This is a genomic window from Streptomyces sp. NPDC085524, assembly GCF_044541755.1.
Lineage (GTDB): Bacteria > Actinomycetota > Actinomycetes > Streptomycetales > Streptomycetaceae > Streptomyces.
This window is the reverse complement of the sequence record NZ_JBITTH010000010.1, coordinates 86066-110944: the sequence shown is the minus strand read 5'-3', so window position 1 is coordinate 110944 and position 24879 is coordinate 86066. Positions and strand designations below refer to the sequence as shown.

The 24879-nt window shown below is 76.4% G+C and carries 17 protein-coding genes; 13 read left to right on the top strand and 4 right to left on the bottom strand.

Features of this window, described 5'->3' with window-relative positions; genetic code table 11:
* The first annotated feature begins 154 nt into the window (after window positions 1-154).
* Genes ACIGFK_RS17420 through ACIGFK_RS17410 form a run of 3 tightly spaced genes read left to right on the top strand, consistent with a single transcriptional unit; the run spans window position 155 to window position 3784 of the window.
* Window positions 155-673, top strand: coding sequence for a (2Fe-2S)-binding protein (locus tag ACIGFK_RS17420; protein ID WP_376658164.1), 519 nt, complete (start codon window positions 155-157; stop codon window positions 671-673).
* Window positions 670-1668, top strand: a complete 999-nt coding sequence (locus ACIGFK_RS17415) for an FAD binding domain-containing protein (RefSeq protein ID WP_376658163.1) — start codon at window positions 670-672, stop codon at window positions 1666-1668. Before ACIGFK_RS17420 ends, ACIGFK_RS17415 begins: the two co-directional genes overlap by 4 nt.
* Before the next feature lie 25 nt (window positions 1669-1693).
* A complete protein-coding gene (locus ACIGFK_RS17410) occupies window positions 1694-3784 on the top strand; it encodes a xanthine dehydrogenase family protein molybdopterin-binding subunit (RefSeq protein ID WP_400052462.1) in 2091 nt (696 codons plus the stop codon).
* Between the two features lie 2 nt (window positions 3785-3786).
* On the opposite strand, the gene ACIGFK_RS17405 is transcribed toward ACIGFK_RS17410, so the two are convergent.
* Window positions 3787-4533: a VOC family protein gene (locus ACIGFK_RS17405; protein ID WP_376658168.1), complete on the bottom strand. Its 747-nt coding sequence runs from the start codon at window positions 4531-4533 to the stop codon at window positions 3787-3789.
* Between the two features lie 324 nt (window positions 4534-4857).
* Here ACIGFK_RS17405 and ACIGFK_RS17400 point away from each other — a divergent pair, with 324 nt between their 5' ends.
* From ACIGFK_RS17400 to ACIGFK_RS17380, 5 genes are all read left to right on the top strand, one after another.
* A complete protein-coding gene (locus ACIGFK_RS17400; RefSeq protein WP_386473019.1) occupies window positions 4858-5814 on the top strand; it encodes an isopenicillin N synthase family dioxygenase in 957 nt (318 codons plus the stop codon).
* 96 nt (window positions 5815-5910) lie between these two features.
* On the top strand, window positions 5911-7080 hold the full coding sequence (locus tag ACIGFK_RS17395) for an alpha/beta hydrolase family protein (RefSeq protein ID WP_400052610.1): 1170 nt from the start codon (window positions 5911-5913) through the stop codon (window positions 7078-7080).
* Window positions 7081-7306: 226 nt separating this feature from the next.
* Window positions 7307-7840, top strand: coding sequence for a GNAT family N-acetyltransferase (locus tag ACIGFK_RS17390; RefSeq protein ID WP_376658160.1), 534 nt, complete (start codon window positions 7307-7309; stop codon window positions 7838-7840).
* A gap of 190 nt (window positions 7841-8030) precedes the next feature.
* Window positions 8031-8648, top strand: coding sequence for an ankyrin repeat domain-containing protein (locus tag ACIGFK_RS17385; RefSeq protein ID WP_376658159.1), 618 nt, complete (start codon window positions 8031-8033; stop codon window positions 8646-8648).
* Window positions 8645-9760 (top strand): hypothetical protein, encoded by a 1116-nt coding sequence (locus ACIGFK_RS17380; protein ID WP_376658158.1) that lies wholly within the window; start codon window positions 8645-8647, stop codon window positions 9758-9760. The genes ACIGFK_RS17385 and ACIGFK_RS17380 overlap by 4 nt, the downstream gene beginning before the upstream one ends.
* A 319-nt stretch (window positions 9761-10079) precedes the next feature.
* On the opposite strand, the gene ACIGFK_RS17375 is transcribed toward ACIGFK_RS17380, so the two are convergent.
* Together ACIGFK_RS17375 and ACIGFK_RS17370 are read right to left on the bottom strand one after the other, a co-directional pair.
* Window positions 10080-10361: a hypothetical protein gene (locus ACIGFK_RS17375; protein WP_376658156.1), complete on the bottom strand. Its 282-nt coding sequence runs from the start codon at window positions 10359-10361 to the stop codon at window positions 10080-10082.
* Window positions 10358-11071 (bottom strand): HNH endonuclease family protein, encoded by a 714-nt coding sequence (locus ACIGFK_RS17370; RefSeq protein ID WP_400052459.1) that lies wholly within the window; start codon window positions 11069-11071, stop codon window positions 10358-10360. The genes ACIGFK_RS17375 and ACIGFK_RS17370 overlap by 4 nt, the downstream gene beginning before the upstream one ends.
* A gap of 205 nt (window positions 11072-11276) precedes the next feature.
* On the opposite strand from ACIGFK_RS17370, the gene ACIGFK_RS17365 reads away from it, so the two are divergent.
* The 5 genes from ACIGFK_RS17365 to ACIGFK_RS17345 all read left to right on the top strand — a co-directional run bounded on the left by ACIGFK_RS17365 (window position 11277) and on the right by ACIGFK_RS17345 (window position 24386).
* Complete coding sequence (locus ACIGFK_RS17365) at window positions 11277-12143, top strand: DUF4132 domain-containing protein (protein WP_376658154.1); 867 nt, start codon at window positions 11277-11279, stop codon at window positions 12141-12143.
* Window positions 12140-17077 carry a DNA-binding protein gene (locus ACIGFK_RS17360; RefSeq protein ID WP_400052457.1) on the top strand — a complete coding sequence of 1646 codons (4938 nt, stop codon included), beginning with the start codon at window positions 12140-12142 and terminating at the stop codon, window positions 17075-17077. Before ACIGFK_RS17365 ends, ACIGFK_RS17360 begins: the two co-directional genes overlap by 4 nt.
* Window positions 17078-17152: 75 nt before the next feature.
* On the top strand, window positions 17153-18301 hold the full coding sequence (locus ACIGFK_RS17355; RefSeq protein WP_400052455.1) for an AAA family ATPase: 1149 nt from the start codon (window positions 17153-17155) through the stop codon (window positions 18299-18301).
* Window positions 18298-22317, top strand: coding sequence for a DUF5682 family protein (locus ACIGFK_RS17350; protein WP_400052453.1), 4020 nt, complete (start codon window positions 18298-18300; stop codon window positions 22315-22317). The genes ACIGFK_RS17355 and ACIGFK_RS17350 overlap by 4 nt, the downstream gene beginning before the upstream one ends.
* Window positions 22314-24386, top strand: coding sequence for a hypothetical protein (locus tag ACIGFK_RS17345; RefSeq protein WP_400052452.1), 2073 nt, complete (start codon window positions 22314-22316; stop codon window positions 24384-24386). Before ACIGFK_RS17350 ends, ACIGFK_RS17345 begins: the two co-directional genes overlap by 4 nt.
* On the opposite strand, the gene ACIGFK_RS17340 is transcribed toward ACIGFK_RS17345, so the two are convergent.
* Window positions 24376-24864 (bottom strand): HAD domain-containing protein, encoded by a 489-nt coding sequence (locus ACIGFK_RS17340; RefSeq protein WP_376658149.1) that lies wholly within the window; start codon window positions 24862-24864, stop codon window positions 24376-24378. The genes ACIGFK_RS17345 and ACIGFK_RS17340 overlap by 11 nt on opposite strands.
* Between the last annotated feature and the right edge of the window lie 15 nt (window positions 24865-24879).

The following is a 24879-nucleotide window of genomic DNA, read 5'->3' as shown; positions in this document are numbered from 1 at the left end:
CGGGGAGAGCGGGCGGACCCAGCGAATCAGCACCGCCGCACGCACGCATCTCGAACCGTCACCGAGCGTCACCCGCGCGCGGACGCCGACCCCCGCCGTACGCGAATGGCCGACCACGGATGCCGGAGCCCAGCCCCTCGGCGAACCTGTGGGGGTGAGCCCAACCGACCCCGGCGAGAACGCCGCGCCGCGCACCCGCACCCCGGTCACGCTGCACGTCAACGGCACCGAGCACGCCCTGGAGCTCGACCACCGCACCACCCTGCTCGACGCCCTCCGCGACGGCCTCGGCCTCACCGGGGCGAAGAAGGGCTGCGACCACGGCCAGTGCGGAGCCTGCACCGTCCTCCTCGACGGACGGCGGGTCTGCAGCTGCCTGCTGCTCGCGGTCGCCCAGGACGGCGCCGGAATCACCACGGTGGAGGGGCTCGCCGCAACCGCGACCGGCGCCGCACTCCAGCGGGCGTTCGCCGCACGGGACGCCTTCCAGTGCGGTTTCTGCACACCCGGCCAGCTCTGCTCCGCCGTCGGCGCCCTCGCCGAGGCCGCCGCCGACCCCGACGGCCCCGTCACCCTCACCGAGGCCGAGACCCGGGAACGGCTCAGCGGCAACCTCTGCCGCTGCGGCGCCTATCCCGCGATCGTCCGCGCCGTACGGGACGTGGCCCGGTGAAGCCCTTCGGCTACGTACGGGCCGCCACCCTCCGGGAAGCCGCCGAGGCCCACGCCGCCCACCCCGGCTCCCGCTACCTCGCCGGCGGCACCAACCTCGTGGACCTCATGAAACTCGGCGTCGAGACCCCCGGCACCCTCGTCGACATCTCCCGGCTGCCCCTCGGCGCCATCGAGCAACGCCCCGGCGGCGCCCTGCACGTCGGAGCCACCGCCCGCGGCGCCGACGTGGCCGCGCACCCCCTCGTACGCGCCCGCTACCCGGCCCTCGCCCAGGCCCTGCTCGCCGGGGCGTCCGCGCAGCTGCGCAACGTCGCCACGACCGGCGGCAACCTCCTCCAGCGCACCCGCTGCACCTACTTCCAGGACCTCTCCAAGGCGTGCAACAAGCGGGAGCCCGGCACCGGCTGCTCCGCGCTCGACGGGGTCCACCGCGACCACGCCGTGCTCGGCCACTCCACCCACTGCGTCGCCACCCACCCCTCGGACCTGGCCGTCGCCCTCGCCGCCTTCGACGCGGTCATCGAGCTGTACGGGCCGCAGGGCACCCGCACCGTGCCGGCCACCGCCTTCCACCGGCTGCCCGGGGACCGGCCCGAGCAGGACACCGAGATCCGGGACGGCGAGATCATCACCGGGGTGCTGCTGCCCGCCGCCGGGCCCGGAGTCCGCTCCCGGTACCGCAAGGCCCGCGACCGGGCCTCGTACGCCTTCGCGCTCGCCTCCGTCGCCGCCGTCCTCGACATTGACGCCGAAACCGGCCTCGTCCGCCGCGCCGCCCTCGCCTTCGGCGGGCTCGCCCACCGGCCCTGGCGGGCCACCGCGGCCGAGCGGGCGCTGACCGGGGCCGAACCGACCCCCGCGACCTTCCGGCGGGCGGTCGATGCGGAGCTGGCGGAGGCCCGGCCCCTGCGGGACAACGCCTTCAAGGTCGTACTGGCCCGCAACCTCGCCTGCGACGTGCTCGGCTCACTTGCCCGGGACACCAGCGCGTAGGCCGTCTCGAACAGGAGCAGCCCCCATGCCCCCGCACCCCGCACTCGGCACCCCCTCCGTCCGCGCCGAGGGACCGGAGAAGGTCACGGGCGCCGCCCGCTACGCCTCGGACCACGTCCCGCCCGGCTGCGCCCACGCCTGGCCCGTCCCCGCCGCGATCGCGCGCGGACGCGTCACCGCGGTCGACACGGCCGCCGCCCTGGCCCTCCCCGGCGTCATCGCCGTCCTCACCCCGTTCGCCGCGCCGCGCCTGGGCCCCTGGGAGGACCCGACGCTCCACGTCCTCCAGGACCCGGCCGTCCCGCACCGCGGCTGGTACGTCGCCCTGGCCGTCGCCGACACCCCGGAAGGCGCCCGGGCCGCCGCCGAGGCGCTGCGCATCGAGTACGAGACCGAGCCGCACGACGCCGTCCTGTACGAGGACCACCCGGCCGCCCGCACCCCCGAGGAGGTCAACGGCGGCTACCCGGGCCTCCGCGAGCAGGGCGACCCGGACGCGGCGCTCGCGGCCGCACCCGTACGGATCGACTGCGCGTACACCGTGCCGCCGCTGCACAACCACCCCATGGAGCCGCACGCCGCCACCGCCGTCTGGGACCCCGGGCCGGGCAGGCTGACCGTGTACGACTCCTGCCAGGGCACGGGCATCGTACGCAAGGCGCTGTCGGCGCTCTTCGGCCTGCCCGAGGACCACGTCGAGGTCCGCTCCGAACACGTCGGAGGCGGCTTCGGCAGCAAGGGCACCCCACGCCCCCACGTCGTCCTGGCCGTCATGGCGGCCCTGCACACCGGCCGCTCCGTCACCCTCGCCCTGCCCCGACGCCACATGCCCGCCACGGTCGGGCACCGCGCGCCCAGCCTGCACCGGATCGCGCTGGGCGCCCGCCCCGACGGCACCCTCACGGCCCTCACCCACACGGTCACCAGCCACACCTCCCGGGTGCGGGAGTTCGTCGAGCAGTCCGCCGTGCCCACCCGGATCATGTACGCCGTGCCGGACATCCGCACCCGCCACCGCATCGTCCCCCTGGACGTCCCGACCCCCTCCTGGATGCGGGCCCCCGGCGAGACCCCCGGCATGTACGCCCTGGAATCGGCCATGGACGAACTCGCCGACGCCCTCGGCATGGACCCGGTCGAGTTGCGCATCCGCAACGAGCCCACCGTCGAACCGGACAGCGGTCTCCCCTTCAGCAGCCGCCACCTCGTCGCATGCCTGCGCGAGGGCGCGGACCGGTTCGGCTGGACCGCCCTGCGCACACCGCGCCGCGAAGGCCCGCTGCTGTGCGGGGTGGGCGTCGCCTGTGCCACCTACCCCGTCTGGATCGCCCCCTCCACCGCCCGCGCGCAGGCCCGGCCGGACGGCGGCCACCTCGTCGAGCTGAACGCCACCGACCTCGGCACCGGCGCCCGCACCGTCCTGATCCAGGTGGCCGCCGACGCCCTCGGGGTCCCCGCCTCCTCCGTCACCATCGCCATCGGCAGCACCGGGCTCCCGGCGGCCCCGCTGGCCGGCGGCTCCGCCGGCACCGCCTCCTGGGGCTGGGCCGTCCACGAAGCCTGCACCGCGCTCGCCGCCCGCCTGGCCCGCCACCACGGGCCGCTGCCGCCCGAGGGACTGTCCGCGACGGCCGACACCACCGCGGCGGCCAAGGCGAAGCCCCCGTACGCCCGCCACTCCTTCGGCGCCCACTTCGCCGAGGTCCGGGTCGACACCGTCACCGGCGAGGTACGCGCGCACCGCCTGCTCGGGGTCTACGCGGCCGGGCGCATCCTGAACCCGGCCACCGCCCGCTCCCAGTTCATCGGGGGCATGGTCATGGGCCTCGGCATGGCCCTGACGGAACACAGCACGGTCGACCCGGCCTACGGCGACTTCGCCCAGAGCGACCTGGCCGCCTACCACGTGCCCGTGCAGGCGGACGTACCCGACATCGAGGCGCACTGGATCGAGGAGCACGACGCACACGTGGGCCCGCTCGGAGCCAAGGGCATCGGCGAGATCGGCATCGTCGGAGTGGCCGCCGCGATCGGCAACGCCGTCCGCCACGCCACCGGACACCGGCTGCGCAGCCTGCCCCTCACCCCCGACCGGGTGCTCGCCGTCCTCGGCTGAACTCAGTGCGCGTCCGACCCGAGGGTGGTGGTGAGGGTGAACAGGGCCCCGTCCGGGTCGCGGAGCGTCACCCACCGCTCCTCCGCGTTCGACACGATGTCCGAGACGGGCCGCCCGCCGAGCGCGACGGCCGCCTCGATCGCGGGCTGCAGCTTCGGCACCCGGAAGTGGACGTGCCAGCGCGGCCGGGTGTGCGGGGAGTAGGAGGCCAGCTCCACCGGGCCGCTGTTGAGCCGGGCGACGGGCACCCCGTCCTGCCGCAGCACCACCTGGTCCTCCTCGTAACTGACCTCGCAGCAGCCGGGGCGCTCGGTGGCCCACTCCAGTACCGCGCCGTAGAACATCGCCGCGTCCAGGGCGTTCCTGGTGCGCAGCTCCAGCCAGGCCGGCGCCGGGCCCTTGCCCACCCGCCAGTCCGCGGCCACGTCGCCCTCCCAGATCCCGAAGACCGCTCCGTCGGGGTCGGCCACCAGGGCCCCGCGGCCGCCCGACTCGAAGGAGACCGGACCGACGGCGATCGTGCCCGTGCGCTCCCGGATCCGGTCCACCGCCACGTCCGCGTCGTCGACGGCGAAGTACGGGGTCCAGGCCACCGGGACCGCCAGGTCCCCGGCGAGTGCACCGATGCCCGCCACCGGGACCCCGTCCAGCAGCGCCACCGAGAACGCCTCGCCGAGGCGGGCCCGCCGGAACTCCCAGCCCGCGACCGCACCGTAGAAACGCTGCGCCGTGTCGAGGTCGCGGGCCATGAGACTCACCCAGCACGGTGCCCCGAAGACCTCCCGCGTCGAAATCTCCACCGCTCGCTCCATCCCTCGCACACCCCTGGTCCCATTCTGGTCCTTTTGGGGACGACCCACTCGGTCGACCGCCCCCTTCGTATACGAGAAGTGGCCGAGAATCACGCTCCGTGGTGATCCCGCCCTGTTGCGTGCGGCGCTAGCCTCGGTCCCGGACGCGCACCCGCACCCCCGGAAGGCAGGTCTCCCATGGTCGGTCCCCAGGATCCCGCGGCTCCCGCTGCTCCCGCCGTGCCCGCGGCTCCCGCGATTCCCGTGGTTCCCGTCGTTCCGGTGATCGATCTCGGGCCCTGGCGGTCCGGCGACCCGCACGCCCGGGCCCGTACGGCCGCCCGCGTCGACGAGGCCCTGCGCGCGGCCGGATTCCTGCTCGTCACCGGGCACGGCGTGGACCCGGCGCTGCCCGCACGGATCCGAGAGGCGGCGGGGGAGTTCTTCCGGCTCCCGGCCGCCGTGAAACAGCCGTACGCCGTCACGGTCGGCGGGCGGGGCTGGCTCGGACCGGGTGCCGAGGCCAACAGCTACGCGGAGGGGGAGCCCTCGCCGCCCGACCTCAAGGAGTCCTGGTCCTTCGCGGCCGACGAGCCCACCGGGATCCCCTCCGTGGACGCCGAATGGTTCCGGCCCAACACCTGGCCGGCCGAGGTGCCCGCGCTGCGGCCGCTGGTGGAGGAGTACCTGGGCCTGATGCGGGCCCTCTCCGACGAACTGCTGGAGCTGCTGGCCACGGCCCTCGGACTCGCCGGGGACCACTTCACCCGCCACACCTCGCACCCCACCTGGGGGTTCAACCTCAACTGGTACCCGGGCACCGACACCGTCGGCCCTGCGCTGCCCGGCCAGTTCCGCATCGGCGCCCACACCGACTTCGGCACCGTCACGGTCCTCGACCGCCAGCTCGGCGCGGGCGGACTCCAGATCCACACCGACGCCGACGGCTGGCAGGACGCGCCCTGGGACCCGGCGGCGCTCACCGTGAACATCGGCGACCTCATGGCCCGCTGGACGGGCGACCGCTGGCGGGCCGGCCGTCACCGGGTGCTGCCGCCGCCCGCGGACAGCCCGGCCGAGGAGCTGATCTCCCTGGTCTACTTCTACGAGTGCGACGCGCACACCCGCGTGGAGTCCCTGCCCGCCCCCATCGGCCGGGTGGCGCACGACCCGGTCGACTCCCACGTCTACCTGAGGGGACAGCTGGACTCGATCAGCGTGCCTGCGACCTCCGAATGACCGGGAAACCTCCTGCGGTGGGACCCCGGGATCATCCCGGGAGCGGATGATCCGGCAGGAGCCGGTCCGTAGGTTCGGCTCGTGAACCGAAACCGGATGAACCGTCACCGAACAGCCGCCGCGGCCGCGTTACTGGCCCTCCTGCTCCCCCTCCCGCTCGCCGCCGCCGGCACGGCCGCGGCCGCCGAGGCACCGGCGGCCGCGACCGAGAGCCGGCGCGGCGCACCCGAACTCCCGCGCCCCACCGGCCGATTCGCCGTCGGACAGGACACCCTCCACCTCGTCGACCGCAGCCGCACCGACCCCTGGGCCCGCTCCGGGCCGCGGGAGCTGATGGTCACCATGCGCTACCCGGCCCGCCGCGACACCGGCAGTACCGCGCGCTACCTCACCCATGAGGAGGCCCGGCTGCTGCTGGCCGACCGCGGGCTGGACGGGGTGGTCCCGGCCGGGACACTGGCCGGCACCGTCACCCACTCCCGGTCGGGCGCCCGCCCCGTCGCCGGGAAGTACCCCCTGGTCGTCCTCTCCCCGGGCTTCACGGTCCACCGCTCCACCCTCACCGCGCTCGCCGAGGAGCTGGCCTCCCGCGGGTACGTGGTCGCCTCGGTGGACCACGCGTACGAGAGCGTCGGGACCGCCTTCCCGGGCGGGCGGGTGCTGGAGTGCCTGGCCTGCGAAAGGACCGAGGCGGGGACCCCCATGCAGGCGGTCAGCGACAACCGCGCCCGGGACGTGTCGTTCCTCCTGGACCGTCTGACCGGCCGCGACCCCGCCTGGCGCCACTCCGGACTCATCGACGGGAACCGCATCGCGATGGCCGGCCACTCGATAGGCGGCGCCGCGGCGGCCGCCGCGATGGCGACCGATCCGAGGATCCGCGCGGGGATCGACCTCGACGGCGGACTCGCGACGCCCGTCCCCGCAGCCGGCCTCGGCGGGCGCCCCTTCCTGCTGGTCGGCGCAGACGGACGCGCGCCCGGCGGCAACCCGAGCTGGGACCGGGACTGGCCCCTGCTCGACGGATGGAAGCGCTGGATCACCTTCACCGGCTCCGGCCACTTCACCTTCTCCGACTTCCCGGCGATCGGCGAAGGGCTGGGCCTGCCCGCCGACCCCGGAGCCCCGCTGCCCGGCACCCGCTCCGTCGAGCTGACCCGCCGCTACGTCGCCGCCTTCCTCGACCTGCACCTGCGGGGCACGCCCCAGCCCCTCCTCGACGGGCCGAGCGCCGACGCACCGGAAGTCCGCTTCCACACCCCCTGACCGGGCCGGAGGGCCAGACCACCGTCACCGGCTGCCGGACGACGGGCCCGAACAGGGGGCGGCCGTGGCGGTGCCCGCCGCACCCAGCCCGAGGGATCCGCGGCCGCTGACCGTGGCGGCCCGGGGCGGGCCGCCGGAACCCTCCCGACGGGCCCGCCACGAATCCGCAGCACCACCGCAATGGCCGATTACCGCCGACCCGCCGAACTTGGGCAGGATGGGGGCCATGACCGAGATCCGCACCCCCCGACTCCTCCTCCGCCGCTGGACCGACGACGACCTCGTCCCCCTGTCGGAGATCAACGCCGACCGGGAGGTGATGCGCTGGATCGGCGACGGCTCCGCGCTCGACCTGGACCAGACCGCCGAGGAGATCGAGCGGATGGAGGAGGAGTGGGACGAGGAGGGCTTCGGGCTCTTCGCCGTCGAACTCCTCGCCTCGGGCGAACTGATCGGCGTCGTCGGCCTCACGGTGCCGGACGGCCCGCCGGACGTCCTCGCGGAGATCGCGATCACCTGGCGCCTCGGCCGCCAGTACTGGGGGCAGGGCTACGCCTCCGAGGCCGCCCAGGCCTCGCTGGAGTTCGCCCTCCAGGACCGCGGACTCGACCGGGTGATCGCCGTGAACCGGGCGGGCAACGAGGAGTCCGAGAACGTCATCCGCAAGCTCGGCATGGCGCACGAACGCGACACCACCGACCCCGAACACCACCACCTCCTGCAGATCCACGGCATCGACCTCACCGAGTACGAGGCCTGACCCGGCGGACCGCACGCCGCTCCGGCCGCATCAACCGATCGGTTGACCCCCGGGCCGTCCGAACGATCCCGCAGTCCAGCCCGCAGGCCGACGGGCCCGCGGCTGCCGCCCGGCGACGATGGACCGGGGCAGCGGGAGGGCGGACCGGACCCTCCCGGAACCTCCCCGCCCCGGAGCCGAGAGGGACACCATGAACACGCACGACCGACAGCTCCTCGACGGCGCCCGGCGCGGCGACCCGGAGGCGGTGGGCGCCGCGCTCGCCGCGGGCGCCGCCGTCGAGGCCCGCGACGACCAGCTGCGCACGCCCCTGCTGCTGGCCGCGCTCGGGGACCACGTCGCCGTGGCCGAGCTGCTGATCGCCGCCGGAGCCGACCCGAACGCCCCGGACTCGCGCGAGGACAGCCCCTGGCTGGTCACGGGCGTCACCGGCAGCGTGCGGATGATGCGGCTGCTGCTGCCCGCCGGGCCCGACCTCGAGCAGCGCAACCGCTTCGGCGGCATCTCCCTCATCCCCGCCGCCGAACGCGGCCACACCGCGTACGTGCGGGCCGTGCTCGAAGAGACCGCCATCGACGTCGACCACGTCAACCGGCTCGGCTGGACCGCCCTGCTGGAGGCGGTCATCCTCGGCGACGGCGGCCCGCGCCACGAGGAGATCGTCGCCCTGCTGCTCGCGGCGGGCGCCGACCCCGCCCTGGGCGACCACGACGGCGTGACCCCGTACGAGCACGCCGCCCGCCGCGGCTTCGACGGCACGGCCCGCCTCCTGCGCGCGGCCGAAGCGGAGCGCGAGGACGGCCGGTGAACCGCCGCGCGCGTGCCGCCCGAACGGTCCTCGCCGCGCTCGCCGCGGCCCTGCTGCTCGGCGCGTGCACGCAGGCCGCCACCTCGGCACCCGCCCCCGCGCCGTCCGCGGCGTCCGCGCTCCCGGCCGGCGCGCCGACCCCGCAGGGGCTGCTGCTGACCGCCGACTTCGGGGCCGACACCGTCACCTTCGTCGACCCGGAGCGCGGCGCGGTCGCCTCCGTCACCGTGGGCCGGGCCCCGTACGGCCTCGCCGTCGGCGCGGACGGCCGCGCCTGGGTGGCCACGGCCGAGGGCGTCGCGGTGGTCGACACCCGCACCCGGACCCGGGTCGCGAACATCCCGTACCGCACCGGCACCGGCCCGGCCGGCGACGGCGAATACCGCGGCGGCGGCATGGGCATCGCCCTGTCGCCCGACGGCGCGCACGCCTACGTCGGGGTCAACGTCCCCGGCACGACCGGCGTCCTCGAGGTCGTCGACACGGCGACGCGCGAGGTCACCGGGGCCGTACCGGTGGGCCGCCGCCCCTTCGACGTGGACGTCTCGCCCGACGGCGCCGAGGTCTACGCCACCGGCCACGACTCCTTCGACGTCACCGTGGTCGACACCGCCTCGATGCGGCCGCGCCGCATCGAGGTCGCCCCCTACGGGACCGAGGGCGGCCTCGGCTCCTGGCTCAAGCCGCACTACACGGCCGTCCGCCCCTCCGACGGGATGCTGCTGCTCCCCTTCGAGGGCGAGCGGCTCGCGGTGGTCGACCCGCGCACCGGCCGCACGACCGTCGAGCCGATGACCGCGGACACCCACCAGCACGGTGTCGCGCTCACCCCCGACGGCCGCCTCCTGGTGGTCGGCACGGGCGCGGTCGAACCCGGCAAGGGCAAGGGCCCCTCGCTGACGGTCCGTTCCCCGGACGGCACGGAACGCGTGTACCCGCTGGACGGCCCGCACGAGGCGGTGACGGTCTCCCGCGACGGCCGCACCGCGTACGTCACGGGCGGCTACACCCGCGACGGCTACTGGAACGGCATCACGACGGTCGACCTCGCCACGGGCACCACCCACCGCCTCCCGGCAGGCAGCCGCCCCCTGGACATCGCCGTCCTCTGAAGAAGGCCACGATGTTCGTCCTGGCGGCCGGCGTACTGCTGACGGGCTGCGGCGAGGAGCCGGATCAGCGCAAGGCGTACGAGAAGGCTGATGAACACGCGCGGCTCCTGAACGAGGGTTCGCCGGCCGGGAAGCTCCGGGGAAGGACGGGCCGACCGCCCTCGCGCTGTGCGCCGGCACGCGCGGTGGTGACGCGCCGGAGTCCGTCCGGCTCGGGTCCTGGTCCGGATGCACGGACGGGGCCATGGGCAAGCCCAGCCGCGCCGACATGTACGGGGAGCGCCAGTGAGACGTCATCACGGTCTCCGGACGCTCCCGGTCAGGCGGGGGCCGTCCCCGGGGCCTGGGCCGCGCGGCCCGTGCGGATCGCGGTGAGGGCGGCCTCGTGCAGGGACCGCGGGGCGCCGCCGTGGGGGCGCGGGCTGCCCGTGAGGGTGTACCACTCGTCGGCGTCCTTGTACTGGACGTCGAAGCGGACACGGTCCCCGGGGAGGACCGTCGTGCGCAGGGTGAGCGGTCCGGTGACGACGCCGACCTCGTCGGTCATGGCGCCGCCCGGACCGGCGGTCACGTCGTCCTGCCAGCGGAGCTCGTCCGTCATGAGGCGCAGGTGTCCAGCATCGTGGTGAGCATCTTCTTCTCCGGTTCGGTGACGGTCAGCCCGTACGTGGACTTCACGGTGGTCCAGGCCCGCCCGTACTGGCACCAGCTCGACCTGTCCGGCGGCTGCCACAGGTCCGGGCTCTGGTCGCCCTTGGAGCGGTTCGAGGCGGCCGTCACGGCCAGCAGCTGAGGATGGGTCAGGTCGTTCGCGAAGGCCTTGCGCCGGGCGGCGTCCCAGCCCGCGGCGCCGGAGCGCCAGCCCTCCGCGAGCGGGACCATGTGGTCGATGTCCATCTTCCCGGCGTCGGTGACGACCACCCCGTCGTACAGGCTCTTCCAGGTCCCGGACACCGCCCGGCACTCGGCGTCCTGCGTGACGTCCGTGCCGTCGCGCTTGAGGACCACCTCACGGGTGTCGCACTTGTTGCCCTGCTGGGCCCAGTGCGTGAACTTCTCCCGGCTGTAGCCGGCCATCGTGCCCACCGGCGCCACCTTGAGCCCCGCCAGCTGGGTCCGGGCGACGGCCACGTCGACCATTCCGGGCAGGACCTCACCGCCTGCGGGCTTCCCGTCGGCGGCAGGCTGTGACGCCGCGCCGGACGGCTTCGCGTCCGGGGCACCGGGCGCCGCCGGACCGGAACAGCCGGCCACCGCCAGGAGCAGCGCGGCCGACACCACCGCACCGCGCACACCTATATGACGTCCCATAACCCCACCCCGAGCCGGCTCCGCTCCGCAACTGTCCCCGGAAGACTACCCAGAACCGGACATAAAACCAGCCAGGGACCCTCCGGCGGGCGTTGTCAGTGCCGCTCGCTAGTCTCCCGGCATACCGCAGCTCAGGGGGGTCCACGTCCCCCCTGTCAGGGCTGCGCGGATCCGTTGGGAACAGGCAAGCGAGGGGCACGGTCTGATGGCATGGCTGGCGGCGGGCGAGGGGTACGAGATCTCCCTCGTGGAAGGGCGGGTGGCGGCGCGGTCCACCACCGGCCGGGCGGCGGGACGGCAGTTGAAGTCGCTGCCCAAGGCGCTCAAGGAACACCCCGAGGTGGACCGGCTGCGCCGGCTCGCCGAATGGCTCGACCGGCACGCCGCGGCCTGCGTCGCCCAGGTCGACACCTGGATGGTGTCCTCGCTCCCGGTACCGACCGCGCTGCTGGCCCGCGTCTGGCCCGACGAGGCCTGGCAGAGCGCGCTGCGTGACGTCGCGATCGTCGGCGAGGACCCGGACGAGGTCGGCTTCCTGCGGGACGCCACCGACTCCGGCGAGCTGAAGGTGGTCAACCTGGACGGCGAGACCGTACGGCTCTCCCCGCGCACGGTGACCCTGCCGCACCCGGTGCTCCTGCCCGACCTGGACGACGTACGGGAGTTCGCCGCCGAACTGGGCATCGTGCAGCAGGTCGAGCAGATCCACCGGGCCACGTGGCAGAAGCCCGACGAGCTCACCGCCGGCGCCACCGAGGTCCGCGACTACGCGGGCGGCAAGTTCCCCACCCGCTTCAGCCTCGCCGCCCGGGCCACGAGCCTCGGCTACCGGGTCTCCGGCGGCTACGCCACCTGCAAGGTCCGGGACTCGGGCTCCGGCACGGAGGCCGCGGTGTGGATCGGCGAGCCCTACTACGAAGACGAGACCACCACCGGGGCCCTGAGCTGGCACGACGAGAACGGCCGGGCGGTGCGCCTGGCGGACGTCGGACCGGTGGCCTGGTCCGAAGGCATGCGGATGGCCGCGGCGCTGTACGCCGGGCGCAAGATCGAGGAGGGCACGGGAGCATGAGCACGAACCTGAAGGACAACGACGCCACCGCCGCGGGCGAGGCAGAACTGCTGCTCAAGGCCGGCGCGGTGCTCCCGCCCGGCACTCCCGGCGCCGGGCCGTCCGCCGTCGACCTCACCGCGCGCTCCTACCACCACCCCGCCCTCGGCGACGGCCGCGTGGTCGTCCGGCTCGCCCCCGCCGAACTGGGCGCGGCCGAGGACCTGGCCGCCGGTTTCCTCGGGCTCGTACCCCGCGAGACCGAGCCGCCGGTCGTCGGTCTGAGCCGCCGCCAGGCACTCGGCTTCCCCGAATGGGTCCTCGTGCACCACCCCGAGGACGGCCACCACGCCCTCGCCGTCGTCCCCGAGCTCGACCGGATCGCCCCGCAGGCCAAGACCAAGCCCAAGGCCGCCCTCGACGCCTGCCACGAACTGGCAGGCCGGCTCGCCGCCGCCGTCCCGCACTTCCTGCCCGTCTTCTACGAGCAGGCCGCCCGGATCTTCCTCGCCGTCGAGAACACCACCTACGCCGCCCAGCTGTTCGGCCGCGCCCGCACCGCCGAGGCCCAGCACGGGCTCGGCGTCGACGAAGACCGGCTCGACTCCGTCTTCCTCGAATTCGCCCTCGCCGGCGCCCTGCCGGTCAAGGTGCTCACCGGCTACGGCAAGGACCTGGCCGCGCGCGTCACCCCCGCCGAGGCGTACGACCGCTTCCGCCGCCTGTGCGTGCGCCGCACCGCGGGCGGACTGCCGCCGTCCGCGCAGGCCGCCACCGAGCTGCGCCGCCTCGCCCGCGCCGCCGGCCAGAAGGGAACCGAGGCCGAGCAGGACTACCTCGCCGAACTGCTGCCGCTGCCCGCGACCCTGCGCGCCGCGACCGGCTGGTGGAAGGCCCACCGCACCGCGCTCGTCGCACTGGCCCGCCGCGAACCGGCCGTGCGGGGCACCCTCCTCGGGCTGATGCCGCCCGGCGGCGACGTGGAACTGTCCGACCTCTGGCTGGCGATCCTGGAGGAGTCCGGCGCCACCGCCGGGCTCGTCGACGCCGGCCTCCCCGCCGAGCAGCGCAGCGCCGACGGAGCCGTCGGCTGGCTGGAGCGCTACCACGCCGCCCGCCACACCGGCTGGGGCCCGCGCCCCACCCCGCCCGCCCTCCTCGACCTCGTCACCCGCGCAGCGGACCGGCTGCGGACCGAACTCGCCGAGCCCGGCCGCGGGACCGGCCTGCAGATCGGCGTCCAGGACGCCGATCTGCTCGACCTGGTCCTGACCCTCGGGATCCCGGTCGCCGACCCCGAGGTGATGCCCCGCGCGTACTACCGCCACGACCAGCTGAACCTCGCCGACTGGGCGCGCGCCGACCAGCGCCGCGACCTGCTCGCCCTCGCCGCCGACGGGCGGTTCCGGCCCGCGTTCCACCGCGCCCTGGACTCCTTCGGCGACGCCAACTCCGGCGGCGACGTCATGCGCCGCCTCGCGGCCTCGCCCGGCGGCCGGCCCATGCTCACGGAATGGATGCAGGAGGTCGCCCGCAACTCCAAGGCCGCCGGCCTGCCCGGGCTGCCCGAGGCGATCAGCCGGCTGACCTGGCTGCCCGCCGAGGCCCTCGAACTCGCCCGCGAGGAGGTGGCCGACGCGGCCGCCGCCGACCTCGGCGCGATCCTCGCCCGGACCCTGCGCGGAGGCCTCTTCGAGGAGTTCGTCTGGCCCGCGTTCGAGGAGGCGCTCGTCGAACTCGCCGACCGCAAGGCCCTGCACCGCACCAACCTGACCGTCGTCGAGGCCTGGCCCCACCTCATCGTCGCCAACGGCGTCCAGGCCCGCGTCATCGACGCCGACTCCACCGTGCTCACCCACGACCTGCGCGTGCCGACCGGCGGCTCCTACCGGTACGGATTCCACTACGTCGACGGCGCGCTGCTCGTCTTCTGGTCCACCTGGGGCAGCGACATCCAGGGCTACTGGCACACCGACCCGCAGAACGTGTTCACCCTGAAGACGGACCGCGCCCACTGGTCGCTGCGCTCCGACGAGATCAGCCTGCCCCTGCCCGGCGGCGGCCGCACCGTCGGCGGCGGCGTCCTGCACGCCGGGGACACCGAACTGCCCGCCGAGCAGTCCGTGCTGTGCGACGGCACCTCGTACTGGGTGTGGCGGTCCCGCGACAAGGACCAGGGCGGCGCCGCCTGGTGCGAGTACAACCCCGTCGACGGCACCCACGGCCGCTACTCCCAGCCGGCCTTCCTCACCGACACGCTGGCCGTCCGCCCCACGACCAGCAACTCCTCCGCCCGCTCCGCCTGGCTGCGGCCCGCGCCCACCGTCGTGGGCTCGGCCCTCGGGGAACCCGCCGACGGCCTCCTCGGCTGGTGCGCCGTCCGCGTCAAGGACGAGGGCTGGTTCGGCACCGACACCGCCGGCCGCACCGTCCGCACGCCCGAGGACGGCAACATGCCCGTCGCCGCCCTCGCCTTCCCCGGCGCCGACCGGCCGCGTGCCCTCACGCACCGCTGGCGCGAACTCAGCATCACCGACCCCGACGGCGTCGTCACCGCGCTGACCAACGGAGACCACCGCAACGAGGGCTTCGCCACCGGCAGCGTCGACCTCCCCCCGCTGCCCTTCTGGTACGCCCTGCGCCCCCGCGACCCCGAGGGCTCCACCGCCCTGCGGGCCGCGGACCGGGACACGGTCGCCGCGCTGCTCACGTCGGCAGCCGCCGTCGAGAAGGCGTCCGACCTGCCCGGCCTGGTCGCCGCCGCCTTCCCGAAGGTCACCGCGCCCGAACTGCTCGGCGGCATCATCGAGGTGCTGCGCTTCGCCCTGACCCAGCAGAAGGCCCTGGACGCGGTCGCCGCCCGGCTCCACCCGGACGAGGACGCGGCCCGGAAGGAGGAGGCCGGGCCCGCCGACCGCCTGCTCGGCGAGGCCCTGAGCGGCCTCGTAGGCACCTCGCACTACTACTGGGGCCCCGACCACGACGGAGCCCACCGGCTCCTGCGCGGCCTCGCCGCCGCCCGCGCCGACAGCGACGCCCCCGAGGTGCCCGGGCGCCTCCACTGGGACCTGCCGGCCCTGGAGCACTCCAACCTCGCGTGGACGCCCTGGCTCGACCAGCCCGCCGCCCTCGCCTACCGAGCCGTCGGCTCCAGCGCCACCGACGAACAGCGGGCCGCCCTGCGCTCCCTGCTCGACGCCGTGGACGGGCTCGGCCTCGACTCGGCCGCGGGCTCCGCCGGCCACTGGCGCCGTGTCCTGCTCCACCTCGACCAGCGCCACCTGCGCACCCCCGACGGCTTCGAACGCAGCGTGTACCACCGCAGCCTGCTCCCGCTCGGCGGCGGCGCCGTACTGGCCCTGACCGAGCACAACCAATCCGTCCCCGACGGGCACGAGTTCGGCGCCCTGTTCCACGACCCCACCGGCCGGTTCGCCGCACCCGGCCCCTACACCCTGCGCGGCGAGGCGCCGCTGGGCGACCGCGAGCGGCCCGCGGGCTGGCTGCGGACCTTCCTCGACGCCGCCGACGGCCACGGCCCGGCGCCCTTCCGGCCGGAGGCAGCCGAGGAGTTCGCCCGCCTCACGGGAGTCTCCGGCACCCTCGCCAAGCTCGTCGTCGCGGGCCTCCCGCACATCGACGACAGGCAGCACAACTTCCTGCCCGCACCGCTGCGCACCGATCTCGGCGTCAAGTCCGCCGACGCCGACCGCGCCCGCGACGAGCTCAGGGAGCTCGACGCCGAGGTCCGGCGCGAGCTGGTCGGAGCCCTGCTGCCCGCCGACCCCGAGCGGCTGTGGAGCGACGGCCCCGACGCGGCCGCCGCCGCGGAGGTGTGGAACCGGCGCGTGGGACGGCGTACGCCCGTACCCGACTGGCTGCTCACCGAGGCCGCGCGCGCCCTGCGCGGCGGATGGTCCCTGCACCGCGCCCTGCCCGCGGTGCTCGACCCCGCGGCCTCGCCGGAGCTCTCCGCCGACGTGCCCTGGAAGGTCAAGGGCGACCGCGCCGAGCCGTCCGAGCCGGCTGCCGCACCCTTCACCACGACCGTGCTGACCAGCGCACTCGCCCTGGCCGCCTGGATGGCCCACCGGCTGCCCGCCGGCGACCCGGTACGCGCGGCCCTGCCGCCCGTGCTCACCGCCCTCCGGCAGCGGCTGGCCGCACCCGAACTGCTCCTCCTCGTCGGGTACTACACCGACATCGCCGAATTCCGGAAGGCGGCCGGCACCCCCACCGAGACCGTGGAGGGCACCGACGGCTACGAACGCTACGGCGCGCTCATCCTGCCCACCCACGACGACCGGCCCATGCCCGTGCTGCGCCCGACGCTGCTGGACTCCACCGGCCGTGACCCGTACCTGCCGCTGCTGCGCGGCGCCGACCAGACGCCCAGTCGGAACGAGAGCGCCCTCAGGCTCGTCCACGACCCGGCGTTCGCCGCGCTGCTCGCCGACCCGGGCGCCCCGGCGGCGGGCACCGCCGACGCCGACGGAACCTGGTGGCCCCAGGACCCGAGCCGTTCCGTGCCCGACCTGGTGGCCGGGGCGGCAGCCGCCCACGGCCTCGGCGCGGACGCGGCCGCCCTGTACCTGATGCTGCTCGCCATGCCCGACCCGACGGACCGCAACACCGCCCGCTGGACCGGTTGGAAGCCCGCCCGCCTCAAGGCGGCCCGCGCCGAACTCGCCGCCACCGACCTGGTGGTGGAGGCCGCCCGGAGCAGGGCGGGACGCTCCCTCTTCCTGCCCGGCGCATGGTCGGAGCAGAGCTCCCCGGTGCTGCCGGTGGAGCAGTGGAAGCTCCCGATGTACGAGGCGGCCGCGGTCGGGCAGATGGTGCCCGCGCAGCCGGTGGCGGACCTGTACCGCCGGGCCTGGCAGCGGGTCTGCGAGGGCGACGTACCCCGCTTCGAGGAACTCAAGGTCAAGCGCACCCGCGCCCGCCGCCGCTGACACCCGCGGCGCGCCCCCTGCGCGGGGCGCGCCGCGCCACCTCCCTCTCTCCCTCCCTCCCTGTCAAGGAACCCCATGACCGTCACCGATCAGGCCGCCGCGGCGCCCGCCCGCCAGGTACTCCCGGCCGAGGAGCGCCACGCCGCCGAACTGGCCTTCCTCGCCGCCCAGGACACGGGCCCCCGCCCGCCCGGCTGGGCCCTGACCCCGCGCGCCGTCGTCACCTTCGTGTGCGGCAGCGACGGAACCGAGCTCGCCCTGCCGGGCGGCGGCACCAAGATGGCCATCGCCCCCAAGTTCGTCGGCGAACGCGCCCTGGTCGAACGGTGCGTGGTCACCCTCGCCGGAGAGCGCGGCCTGCTGCTCACCGGCGAGCCCGGCACCGCCAAGTCGATGCTGTCCGAGCTGCTGGCCGCCGCCGTCTGCGGGACGAGCGCGCTCACCGTCCAGGGCACCGCCGGCACCACCGAGGACGCCTTCCGCTACGGCTGGAACTACGCACTGCTGCTGGCCCAGGGGCCGAGCGCGGGGGCCCTCGTCGACTCGCCGGTGCTCGCCGCGATGCGGACCGGCCGGGTGGTCCGCGTCGAGGAGATCACCCGCTGCCTGCCCGAGGTGCAGGACGCGCTCGTGTCGATCCTGTCCGACCGGCGGATCAGCGTGCCCGAACTGACCGCCACCGAGGACGCCGTGGTCAGCGCGGCCCCCGGGTTCACGGTCATCGCCACCGCCAACCTGCGCGACCGCGGCGTCAGCGAGATGTCCGCCGCCCTCAAGCGGCGGTTCAACTTCGAGACCGTCGCACCGATCGCCGACGCGGACGCGGAGGCCACCCTGATCCGCCGCCAGGCCGTCGCCGCCGTCCAGCGGGCCGGAGCCCCCTTCGGCGTCGACGACGCCGTGCTCGACGCGCTCGTCACCGTCTTCCGGGACCTGCGGGCCGGACGCTCCGCGGAGGGCTGGGACGTGGAACGCCCCGGCACGGTCATGTCCACCGCCGAAGCCGTGCAGGTCGCGGCCTCGCTGGGGGTCTCGGCGGCGTACCTGCCGGGCGGGGACGTGCTCGACCTGCTGCCGGGGCACCTGCTCGGCGTGGTCCGCAAGGACGACCCCGCCGACCACGCCCGCCTCCTCGGCTACTGGGACGGCCCGGTCCGCCGCCGGGCCGAGGACGGCTCGGCGATGTGGCGCCGCCTGTGGGACCTGCGCAGGAGCCTGCGGTGACGGCTCACCCGAAGGCGGCGCTGGACGCCCTGGCGGCCTCCCGCACGCCCTACCTCCTCGGCGTCCGCCACCACAGCCCCGCGCTGGCGGCGGTGGTGCCGGCGCTGCTCGACGCCTCCGGCGCGGACGTGGTGTGCGTGGAACTCCCGGCGGACTTCCAGCCGTGGCTGGCCCACCTGGCAGACCCGGAGACCGTGTCCCCGATCGCCCTGGCGGGCACCTCGGGGGACGGCCGCCTCGCGTTCTACCCGTTCGCGGACTTCTCCCCGGAACTGGCGGCCGTCCGCTGGGCCGCGTCGAGCGGCGCCACGGTCCTGTGCTGCGACCTCCCCCTGGGGGCCGCCGCCTGGACCCCCCGCGACCCGGCCCCGCCGGTTCCGGCCCGGGGCGTGCCGGCCCCGGCCGCCCCGGCCCCGGTGCCGGGCCCGGACCCGGAGCCCTCGGCGACGGGCTCCCGGCGCGCGAGTCGCTTCGCGGACGGGCTCGCCGCCGCCGGGACCGGGCGGGACGGGGAGGACATGTGGGACCGGGCCGTCGAGGTGCTCGCACCCGGCTGTGCCCCGGAAGCCGTACGGCGCGCCGCGCTCGGCGTCGGCTGGGCGCTGCGCGCGGACACCGCGGCCGTCGAGCCGACGGACCTGGCCCGTGAGGCGCACATGCGCGAGGTGATCGAGGGCGCCCTGGCCGCGGGCCACCGGGTGGCCGCCGTGATCGGCGCCTTCCACGCCCCGGCCCTGCTGCCCCCGGACCCGCTTCCGCAGGCGCGGACCGAGGACGGCACCCGCGGCACGTCCTGCGACGTGGCCGCGATCCGTGCCCCCGAGCCCGGCACGGACACGGCAGTGGGGCAGGAGCCGGCTGCCGAGGCCGGGGCGGGCGCCTCGTCCGGCACGGGCCGCGCCTCCGCAGCCTCGTCCTCCCGCGGGGCGGGCACGTCCATGGACGCGGCCGGTGCTCGCGCAGCCGGGCCCGGGGCCGGCCCGGCGTCGGGCCCGCGACCGGCCGCGGGGGCCGAAGGGAATCCCCCCGGCGGCTCGGAGCCCGGCGCTGCCTCCGAAGGCGTGGCGGCCCGCGCCCGGAACGGCTCCGCGTCCGGCCCGGCCCCCGCCCGGGCCCTGGACGGTTCCGGCGACCTGGCCGACGGGCACGTGCCCGGTCCCCGGAGCGGCGGCGAACCGCCCGCCGGGTCCGGGGCGGCCGGCGGCACGCGCGATTCCGGTCACGCCACAGCGGCGGGCGCCCCGGCGGAGACCGTGACCTCGCTCGTGGCGTACTCCTTCGACCTGCTCGACTCCCGCTCCGGGTACCCCGCCGGGATCCGGGACCCGCTCTGGCAGCAGGCCGTCCTCGAGGCCGGAGGGGATCCGGGCCTGGTGCGCGAGGCGGCCTCCGCGGCCGTCGTCCGGCTCTGCCGGGAGCTGCGCCGCGCCGGGCACACCGCCGGTACCGGCGAGGCCGCCGAGACCCTGCGCCTCGCCTGCGACCTGGCCGTCCTGCGCGGACTCCCCGCGCCCGGCCGGGGCGAGGTCCTGGAGGCCGTCACCACCGTGCTCGGCCAGGGCGAACCCCTCGGCCGGGGGCGGGCGCTGGCCCGCGCCCTGGAGACCGTCCTCGTCGGCACCGCCCGCGGCCGGGTCACCCCGCACGCCCCGCGCTCCGGCCTCGGCCCCGCCGTCGAGGCCGAGCTGGCGGAGCTGCGGCTGCCCGGCCCCGACGACCCCGCACCCCGGGAGCTCCGCCTCGACCCGCTCCGCTCGCCCCTCGACGCCCGCCGCGAGGTGCTGCTGCAGCGGCTCCTCGTCTGCGGCGCCTCCTACGGCGAGCCCGCACCCGTGGCCGCCACCGGCGACGGCACCGCCCTCGGCACCAAGTGGCGGCTGTCCTGGACGCCTTCCGTCCCGGCCCGCCTCGACCTCGCGGGGGTGCGCGGGGTCACCGCCGAGCAGGCCGCCGCCGGGACCCTCCGCGACACGGCCCGCCGGGCCGCCGCCGACGGCGGGCCGACCCCGGCGCAGATCCTCGCCGGGCTGGGCGCCGCCGCGCGGTGCGACCTGCCCGCGCTGGTCGACGTACGGCTGCACGAGGCGGCCACCGCCCTGCCGCAGACCGCCACCCTGCCCGAACTCCTCGACGCCCTCGACCTCCTGGAGGCACTCCACCGCGGTCACCTCCCCGGCACCTCCGCCGGGTCCCGGGCCACCGCGAGCGCCCTCACCGCCGACCTCCTCGAAGCGGCCGTACGGGCTCTGCCGGGTCTCGCCGGCAGCGAGGACCCCGCCGACGCGGCGGCCCTCGTGGCCCTCGCCGACCGGGCCGCCGCCCACCACCTGGGCCTGCGTACGGACGAGGCGCTGGCCGCCCTGGCCGCCACGGCCTCCCCGCTGATGCAGGGCGCGGCCCTGGCCGTACGGGTCCTCCTCGACCTCGACCCGGCCGCCCTGCTCGGCTCCCGCGCCGCCGGATGGATCGACGGCGCGGCCGGCCCCGACAGCCGACGCGCCCTGACCCGCCGGCTCGGCGGACTCCTCACCGCCGCCGGGCCACTGCTCCAGGCCTCCCCGGCCGCCCTCACCCCGCTCCTCGACCGCGTCGAGCACCTCGACGACGACCTCTTCCTCGACCGCCTCCCCGCCCTCCGCGGCGGCTTCGACGCCCTGTCGCCGGCCGCCCGCGACCGGCTCCTGGACACCGTCACCGAACGCCTCGGCGACCGGATCGACCTCGGCCTCGACGCCCCGCCCGCCCTCCTGGCCCTCTGGGCGGCGGCCGATGCGGCCGGACTCGACGCGGTCCGGGCACTGCCGCAGGCGCCCGGGGCGGAGCCCGCCGCGACACCGCAGGCCCCGGAGACACCGCAGGGCGCGCATGACGCCGCCGCCCGGCCCCCGCAACGGCCCGCCCGGCTGGCCCCCGCCGACCGCTGGCGGCTGCTGCTCGGCCGTGAACGCGACCGCCTGCCCGCCGACGCCCGCCGCTACGCCCACGCCCTGGACGAGCTGTACGGCGCCGGACGCGGCGAAGGCGCCGACGTCCCCGGCGGCGCAGGCCGGGGCGGAGGCCAGGAGGCCTCGTTCCCCACGGCCCGGGAGTGGTCCGAGGAACTGGAGTCCCTCTTCGGCGCCGACGTACGGGAAGAGGTGCTCGCCGGGGCCGCCGAAGCGGGCCGCACCGACGTACTCGCCCAGCTCGACCCGGCGTCCGTACGGCCCTCGGTGGAGCTCCTGAGCTCCGTGCTCTCCCTCGCCGGCGGGATGCCGGAAGCCCAACTGGCCCGCCTGCGCCCCCTGGTGCGGCGGCTCGTGGACGAACTCGCCCGGGAACTGGCGACCCGGCTGCGGCCGGCCCTCTCCGGCCTCGCGACCCCGCGCCCCACCCGCCGCCCCGGCGGCACCCTCGACCTGGCCCGCACCCTGCGCGCCAACCTGGCGCACACCACCCGCCGCGAGGACGGCAGCGTGGTCGTGGTCCCCGAGCGGCCCGTGTTCAGCACCCGGGCGAGCCGCGAGGCCGACTGGCGGCTGATCCTCGTCGTCGACGTGTCCGGCTCCATGGAGGCCTCCGTCGTCTGGTCGGCGCTCACCGCGGCCGTACTGGGCGGCGTACCGACCCTGTCCACGCACTTCCTCGCCTTCTCCACCCAGGTGGTGGACCTCACCGACCGGGTGGACGACCCGCTCTCGCTGCTGCTGGAGGTCCGCGTCGGCGGCGGCACGCACATCGCCGCCGGGCTCGCCCACGCCCGCTCCCTGATCACCGTCCCGAGCCGCACCCTCGTCGTGGTGGTCAGCGACTTCGAGGAGGGCGCCCCGATCGGCGGACTCCTCGGAGAGGTCCGCGCGCTGGCCGCCTCCGGCGCCCACCTGCTGGGCTGCGCCGCGCTCGACGACGCCGGCTCGCCGCGCTACAGCGTCCCGGTCGCCCGGCAACTCGTCGCGGCCGGCATGCCGGTGGCCGCCCTCAGCCCCCTCGCCCTCGCCCGCTGGGTGGGGGACCGCCTCCGTGGAGAAGCCAGTTGAGCACCGAACTGCCCGCCGTCGCCCCCGAGGTGCTAGCCGAAGCCGTCGAGGGCCTCACCGCGCGGCTGCGCAAGAAGCTGGACGCCGCCATCGAGAGCTGCGGCGCGGGCGCCACCCGGGAGGCGGACGGCAGCATCACCGTCCGCTTCGGCGAGGACGCCCTGGTCATCCTGAACCCCGGTCAGGACGGCACGGTCACCCGCGCCGAACAGGCCGTGTGCAGCTGCCTGCTGGCGCCCCGCTGCCTGCACCGCACCGCGGTCCTGGGCGCGGCCCCGCTGGCGGACGCCCCCTCGGACCCCGACCCGTCCGGGGAAGCCCCGCAGTCCGCACCGGCCCCCGAGGCCCAGGCCCCAGGAGCCGGGGACGCTCCCGACCCGCTCCGGGCTCCACACGGCGCACAGGCCGTGGCGACCGCCGAGGCCGGTCAGGCCGCGGAACCGGTGCCGCCCGCAGGGTCGCCTCAGGCTGCCGGGTCCGTCCGGGCCGACGGGGCCGCCCCCGTGGCGCCCGAGCCTTCTGGAACGCCGAGCGGCGCTCGGGCGCCCGGGCCCGCCGGGCTCCCTCAGGTCACGGATCCCCGTGAGGCTCCCGAGCCCCCCGCGCCCGCGAAGCCCCTCACCGCGGCCCAGACCGGCGCCGCCGGCGCGCTCTGGCAGGCCGCAGCCGAGGCGCTCGCCGCCGGGGTGACGGCCGGGGGCGCCGTGGTCCAGGCCGAGTTGCTGCGTGCCGCGCACACCGCCCGCCTCGCCGGACTGCCCGGCGCCGAGGCCGCCGCCCTGCGGGTCGTACGCGGACTGCGCGCGGCCCGCGAGCGCACGGCGGGCCAGCGGCTCACCGACCTCACCGGGGCCTTCCGCACGCTCCTGTACACCACCGCGCTGCTGGCCGCCGGCTCCGGGGGTCCCGCGCTGACCGGCACTACCCGCCGTGCCTACACCCCCGGCGGCAGCCTCCAGGTGTACGGGCTGTGCCGGGAACCCGTCGTTTCCGCCACCGGATACGGGGGAGTGGTCACCCACCTGATCGCCCCGGACGGCGCCCCCTACTCGATCGCCGACGTACGCCCCGGAGGCCTCGCCCGCGCCCGCGGCGCGGGGGCCGCCTCCGTGGCCCTCGGCGGCGGCTCCCTCGACCACGCCGGACTCGCCCGCGGCGGCCTGCGCATCGTCGGTGCGACCGTGTCCCCGGAAGGCCGCCTCGGTGCCGGACGCGGGGTCAGGGCGACCCCGCTGCCCGGCACGCCCTGGACCGAGGGACCCGCCGCCGCGCTCTTCGCCCGGCCGGCCGCGGAGGCCGTCGCCGGACTCCTGGCCGAAGGGCAGGAGTCCGGCGGGTCCGAGGGGCCGGGGCCCGCACTGCTCGGCTGCGACGTCACGGTGGTCGGCGCGGCGGGGGACCACCTCCTGGTCCGCGAGACGGGCGAGGACGCGCCGCTGCTGCGGCTGCTGCCCGCGCACCCCCACCCCGAGCTGCCGCACGCCGAGAACCTGCGCCGGCTGGCCTCGTACCCCGGCCTCGCGCTCCGCGTGCTCGGACGCCCGGACCTGGACCGCGCGGCCACCCTGCGCCCGCTCGCCGTCGGCCCCGTGCCCGCCGCGCAGTACACCCTGCGGCTGCCCGAGGAATGGCTGGGCCGCGCCGACCTCGGCTACGACCGGCTCCAGGGCGCCCACTTCCCGCACCCGTCCACCACGACCGCCCCCGCCCCCGCCCCCGCTCCCGGGACCATCCCCGTACTCCCGGACCCGCTCTCCGACTCCCCGTTGTGGCGGACGCGCCGCCTGCTGGAGACCGGGGTCGCGGGCGGCCGCCGCGCCGTCGCCGAGGCCGCCCGGGCCGACGGGCCCCTGGCCGCGTACGGCCCGCTGCGGCGGGCCGGCCTCACCGCGGCCGCCGATCTGGCCACGGCCCTCGCCACCGAGGCCGACCGGCGCCCCCGCGACGCCTTCGGCCGGCTCGCGGACCCCTCGGCAGACGGCTACGCCCGGGCCTGGCTGGCCGCGGCCACCCACCTCGCGGCGGCGGAACGCCTGCTGATCGGAGCCTCCTGGGCGGCTACGCGCTGAGCAGCCAGGCGCGCAGCGCTCCGAAGTCCGCGCCGGTCAGGCCCCGGCCGGGATCGACGCGGTGCAGGAGGGCGCGGCCGGGGTGGTGGGCGGCCACCCAGGCGCGGTCGGCGGCGGTGATCTCGTCGTCGACCCAGACGAAGGGGCGCCCGGCCGCGTGCCCGACGAGGGCGGGGGTCTTCCAGTGGACCCGGCTCGGTCCACCGGGCCCGTCCCCGTCGGAGGGCTCGGGCCACTCCACCACGGGCAGCGGCGGCAGGCCGAGCCGGGGCGCGAGGCACTCGTTGGCCTCGTGCATCCAGGTCGTGGCCCACACCAGCTCGCACTCCAGGGCCGCGAGCCGGGGCCCGACCGTGGGATCGACCCTGGCGAGCAGGGGGTTGGCGTCGTCCCCCTGCGGGTACGGGCCGGCCCCGAACGGGATGAGCGGTCCGTCGACGTCAAGGTAGAGGAGCGGGCGATCAGCGGGAACGGTCATACCCGAACCGTACGC

Excerpts from the sequence above, each read along its gene's own strand:
- ACIGFK_RS17365 (WP_376658154.1), top strand. The coding sequence starts at position 11,277 with ATGGCATGGCTGGCGGCGGGCGAGGGGTACGAGATCTCCCTCGTGGAA.
- ACIGFK_RS17355 (WP_400052455.1), top strand. The coding sequence starts at position 17,153 with ATGACCGTCACCGATCAGGCCGCCGCGGCGCCCGCCCGCCAGGTACTC.
- ACIGFK_RS17385 (WP_376658159.1), top strand. The coding sequence starts at position 8,031 with ATGAACACGCACGACCGACAGCTCCTCGACGGCGCCCGGCGCGGCGAC.
- ACIGFK_RS17370 (WP_400052459.1), bottom strand. The coding sequence starts at position 11,071 with ATGGGACGTCATATAGGTGTGCGCGGTGCGGTGGTGTCGGCCGCGCTG.
- ACIGFK_RS17390 (WP_376658160.1), top strand. The coding sequence starts at position 7,307 with ATGACCGAGATCCGCACCCCCCGACTCCTCCTCCGCCGCTGGACCGAC.
- ACIGFK_RS17410 (WP_400052462.1), top strand. The coding sequence starts at position 1,694 with ATGCCCCCGCACCCCGCACTCGGCACCCCCTCCGTCCGCGCCGAGGGA.
- ACIGFK_RS17395 (WP_400052610.1), top strand. The coding sequence starts at position 5,911 with ATGAACCGTCACCGAACAGCCGCCGCGGCCGCGTTACTGGCCCTCCTG.
- ACIGFK_RS17340 (WP_376658149.1), bottom strand. The coding sequence starts at position 24,864 with ATGACCGTTCCCGCTGATCGCCCGCTCCTCTACCTTGACGTCGACGGA.
- ACIGFK_RS17405 (WP_376658168.1), bottom strand. The coding sequence starts at position 4,533 with ATGGCCCGCGACCTCGACACGGCGCAGCGTTTCTACGGTGCGGTCGCG.
- ACIGFK_RS17375 (WP_376658156.1), bottom strand. The coding sequence starts at position 10,361 with ATGACGGACGAGCTCCGCTGGCAGGACGACGTGACCGCCGGTCCGGGC.
- ACIGFK_RS17360 (WP_400052457.1), top strand. The coding sequence starts at position 12,140 with ATGAGCACGAACCTGAAGGACAACGACGCCACCGCCGCGGGCGAGGCA.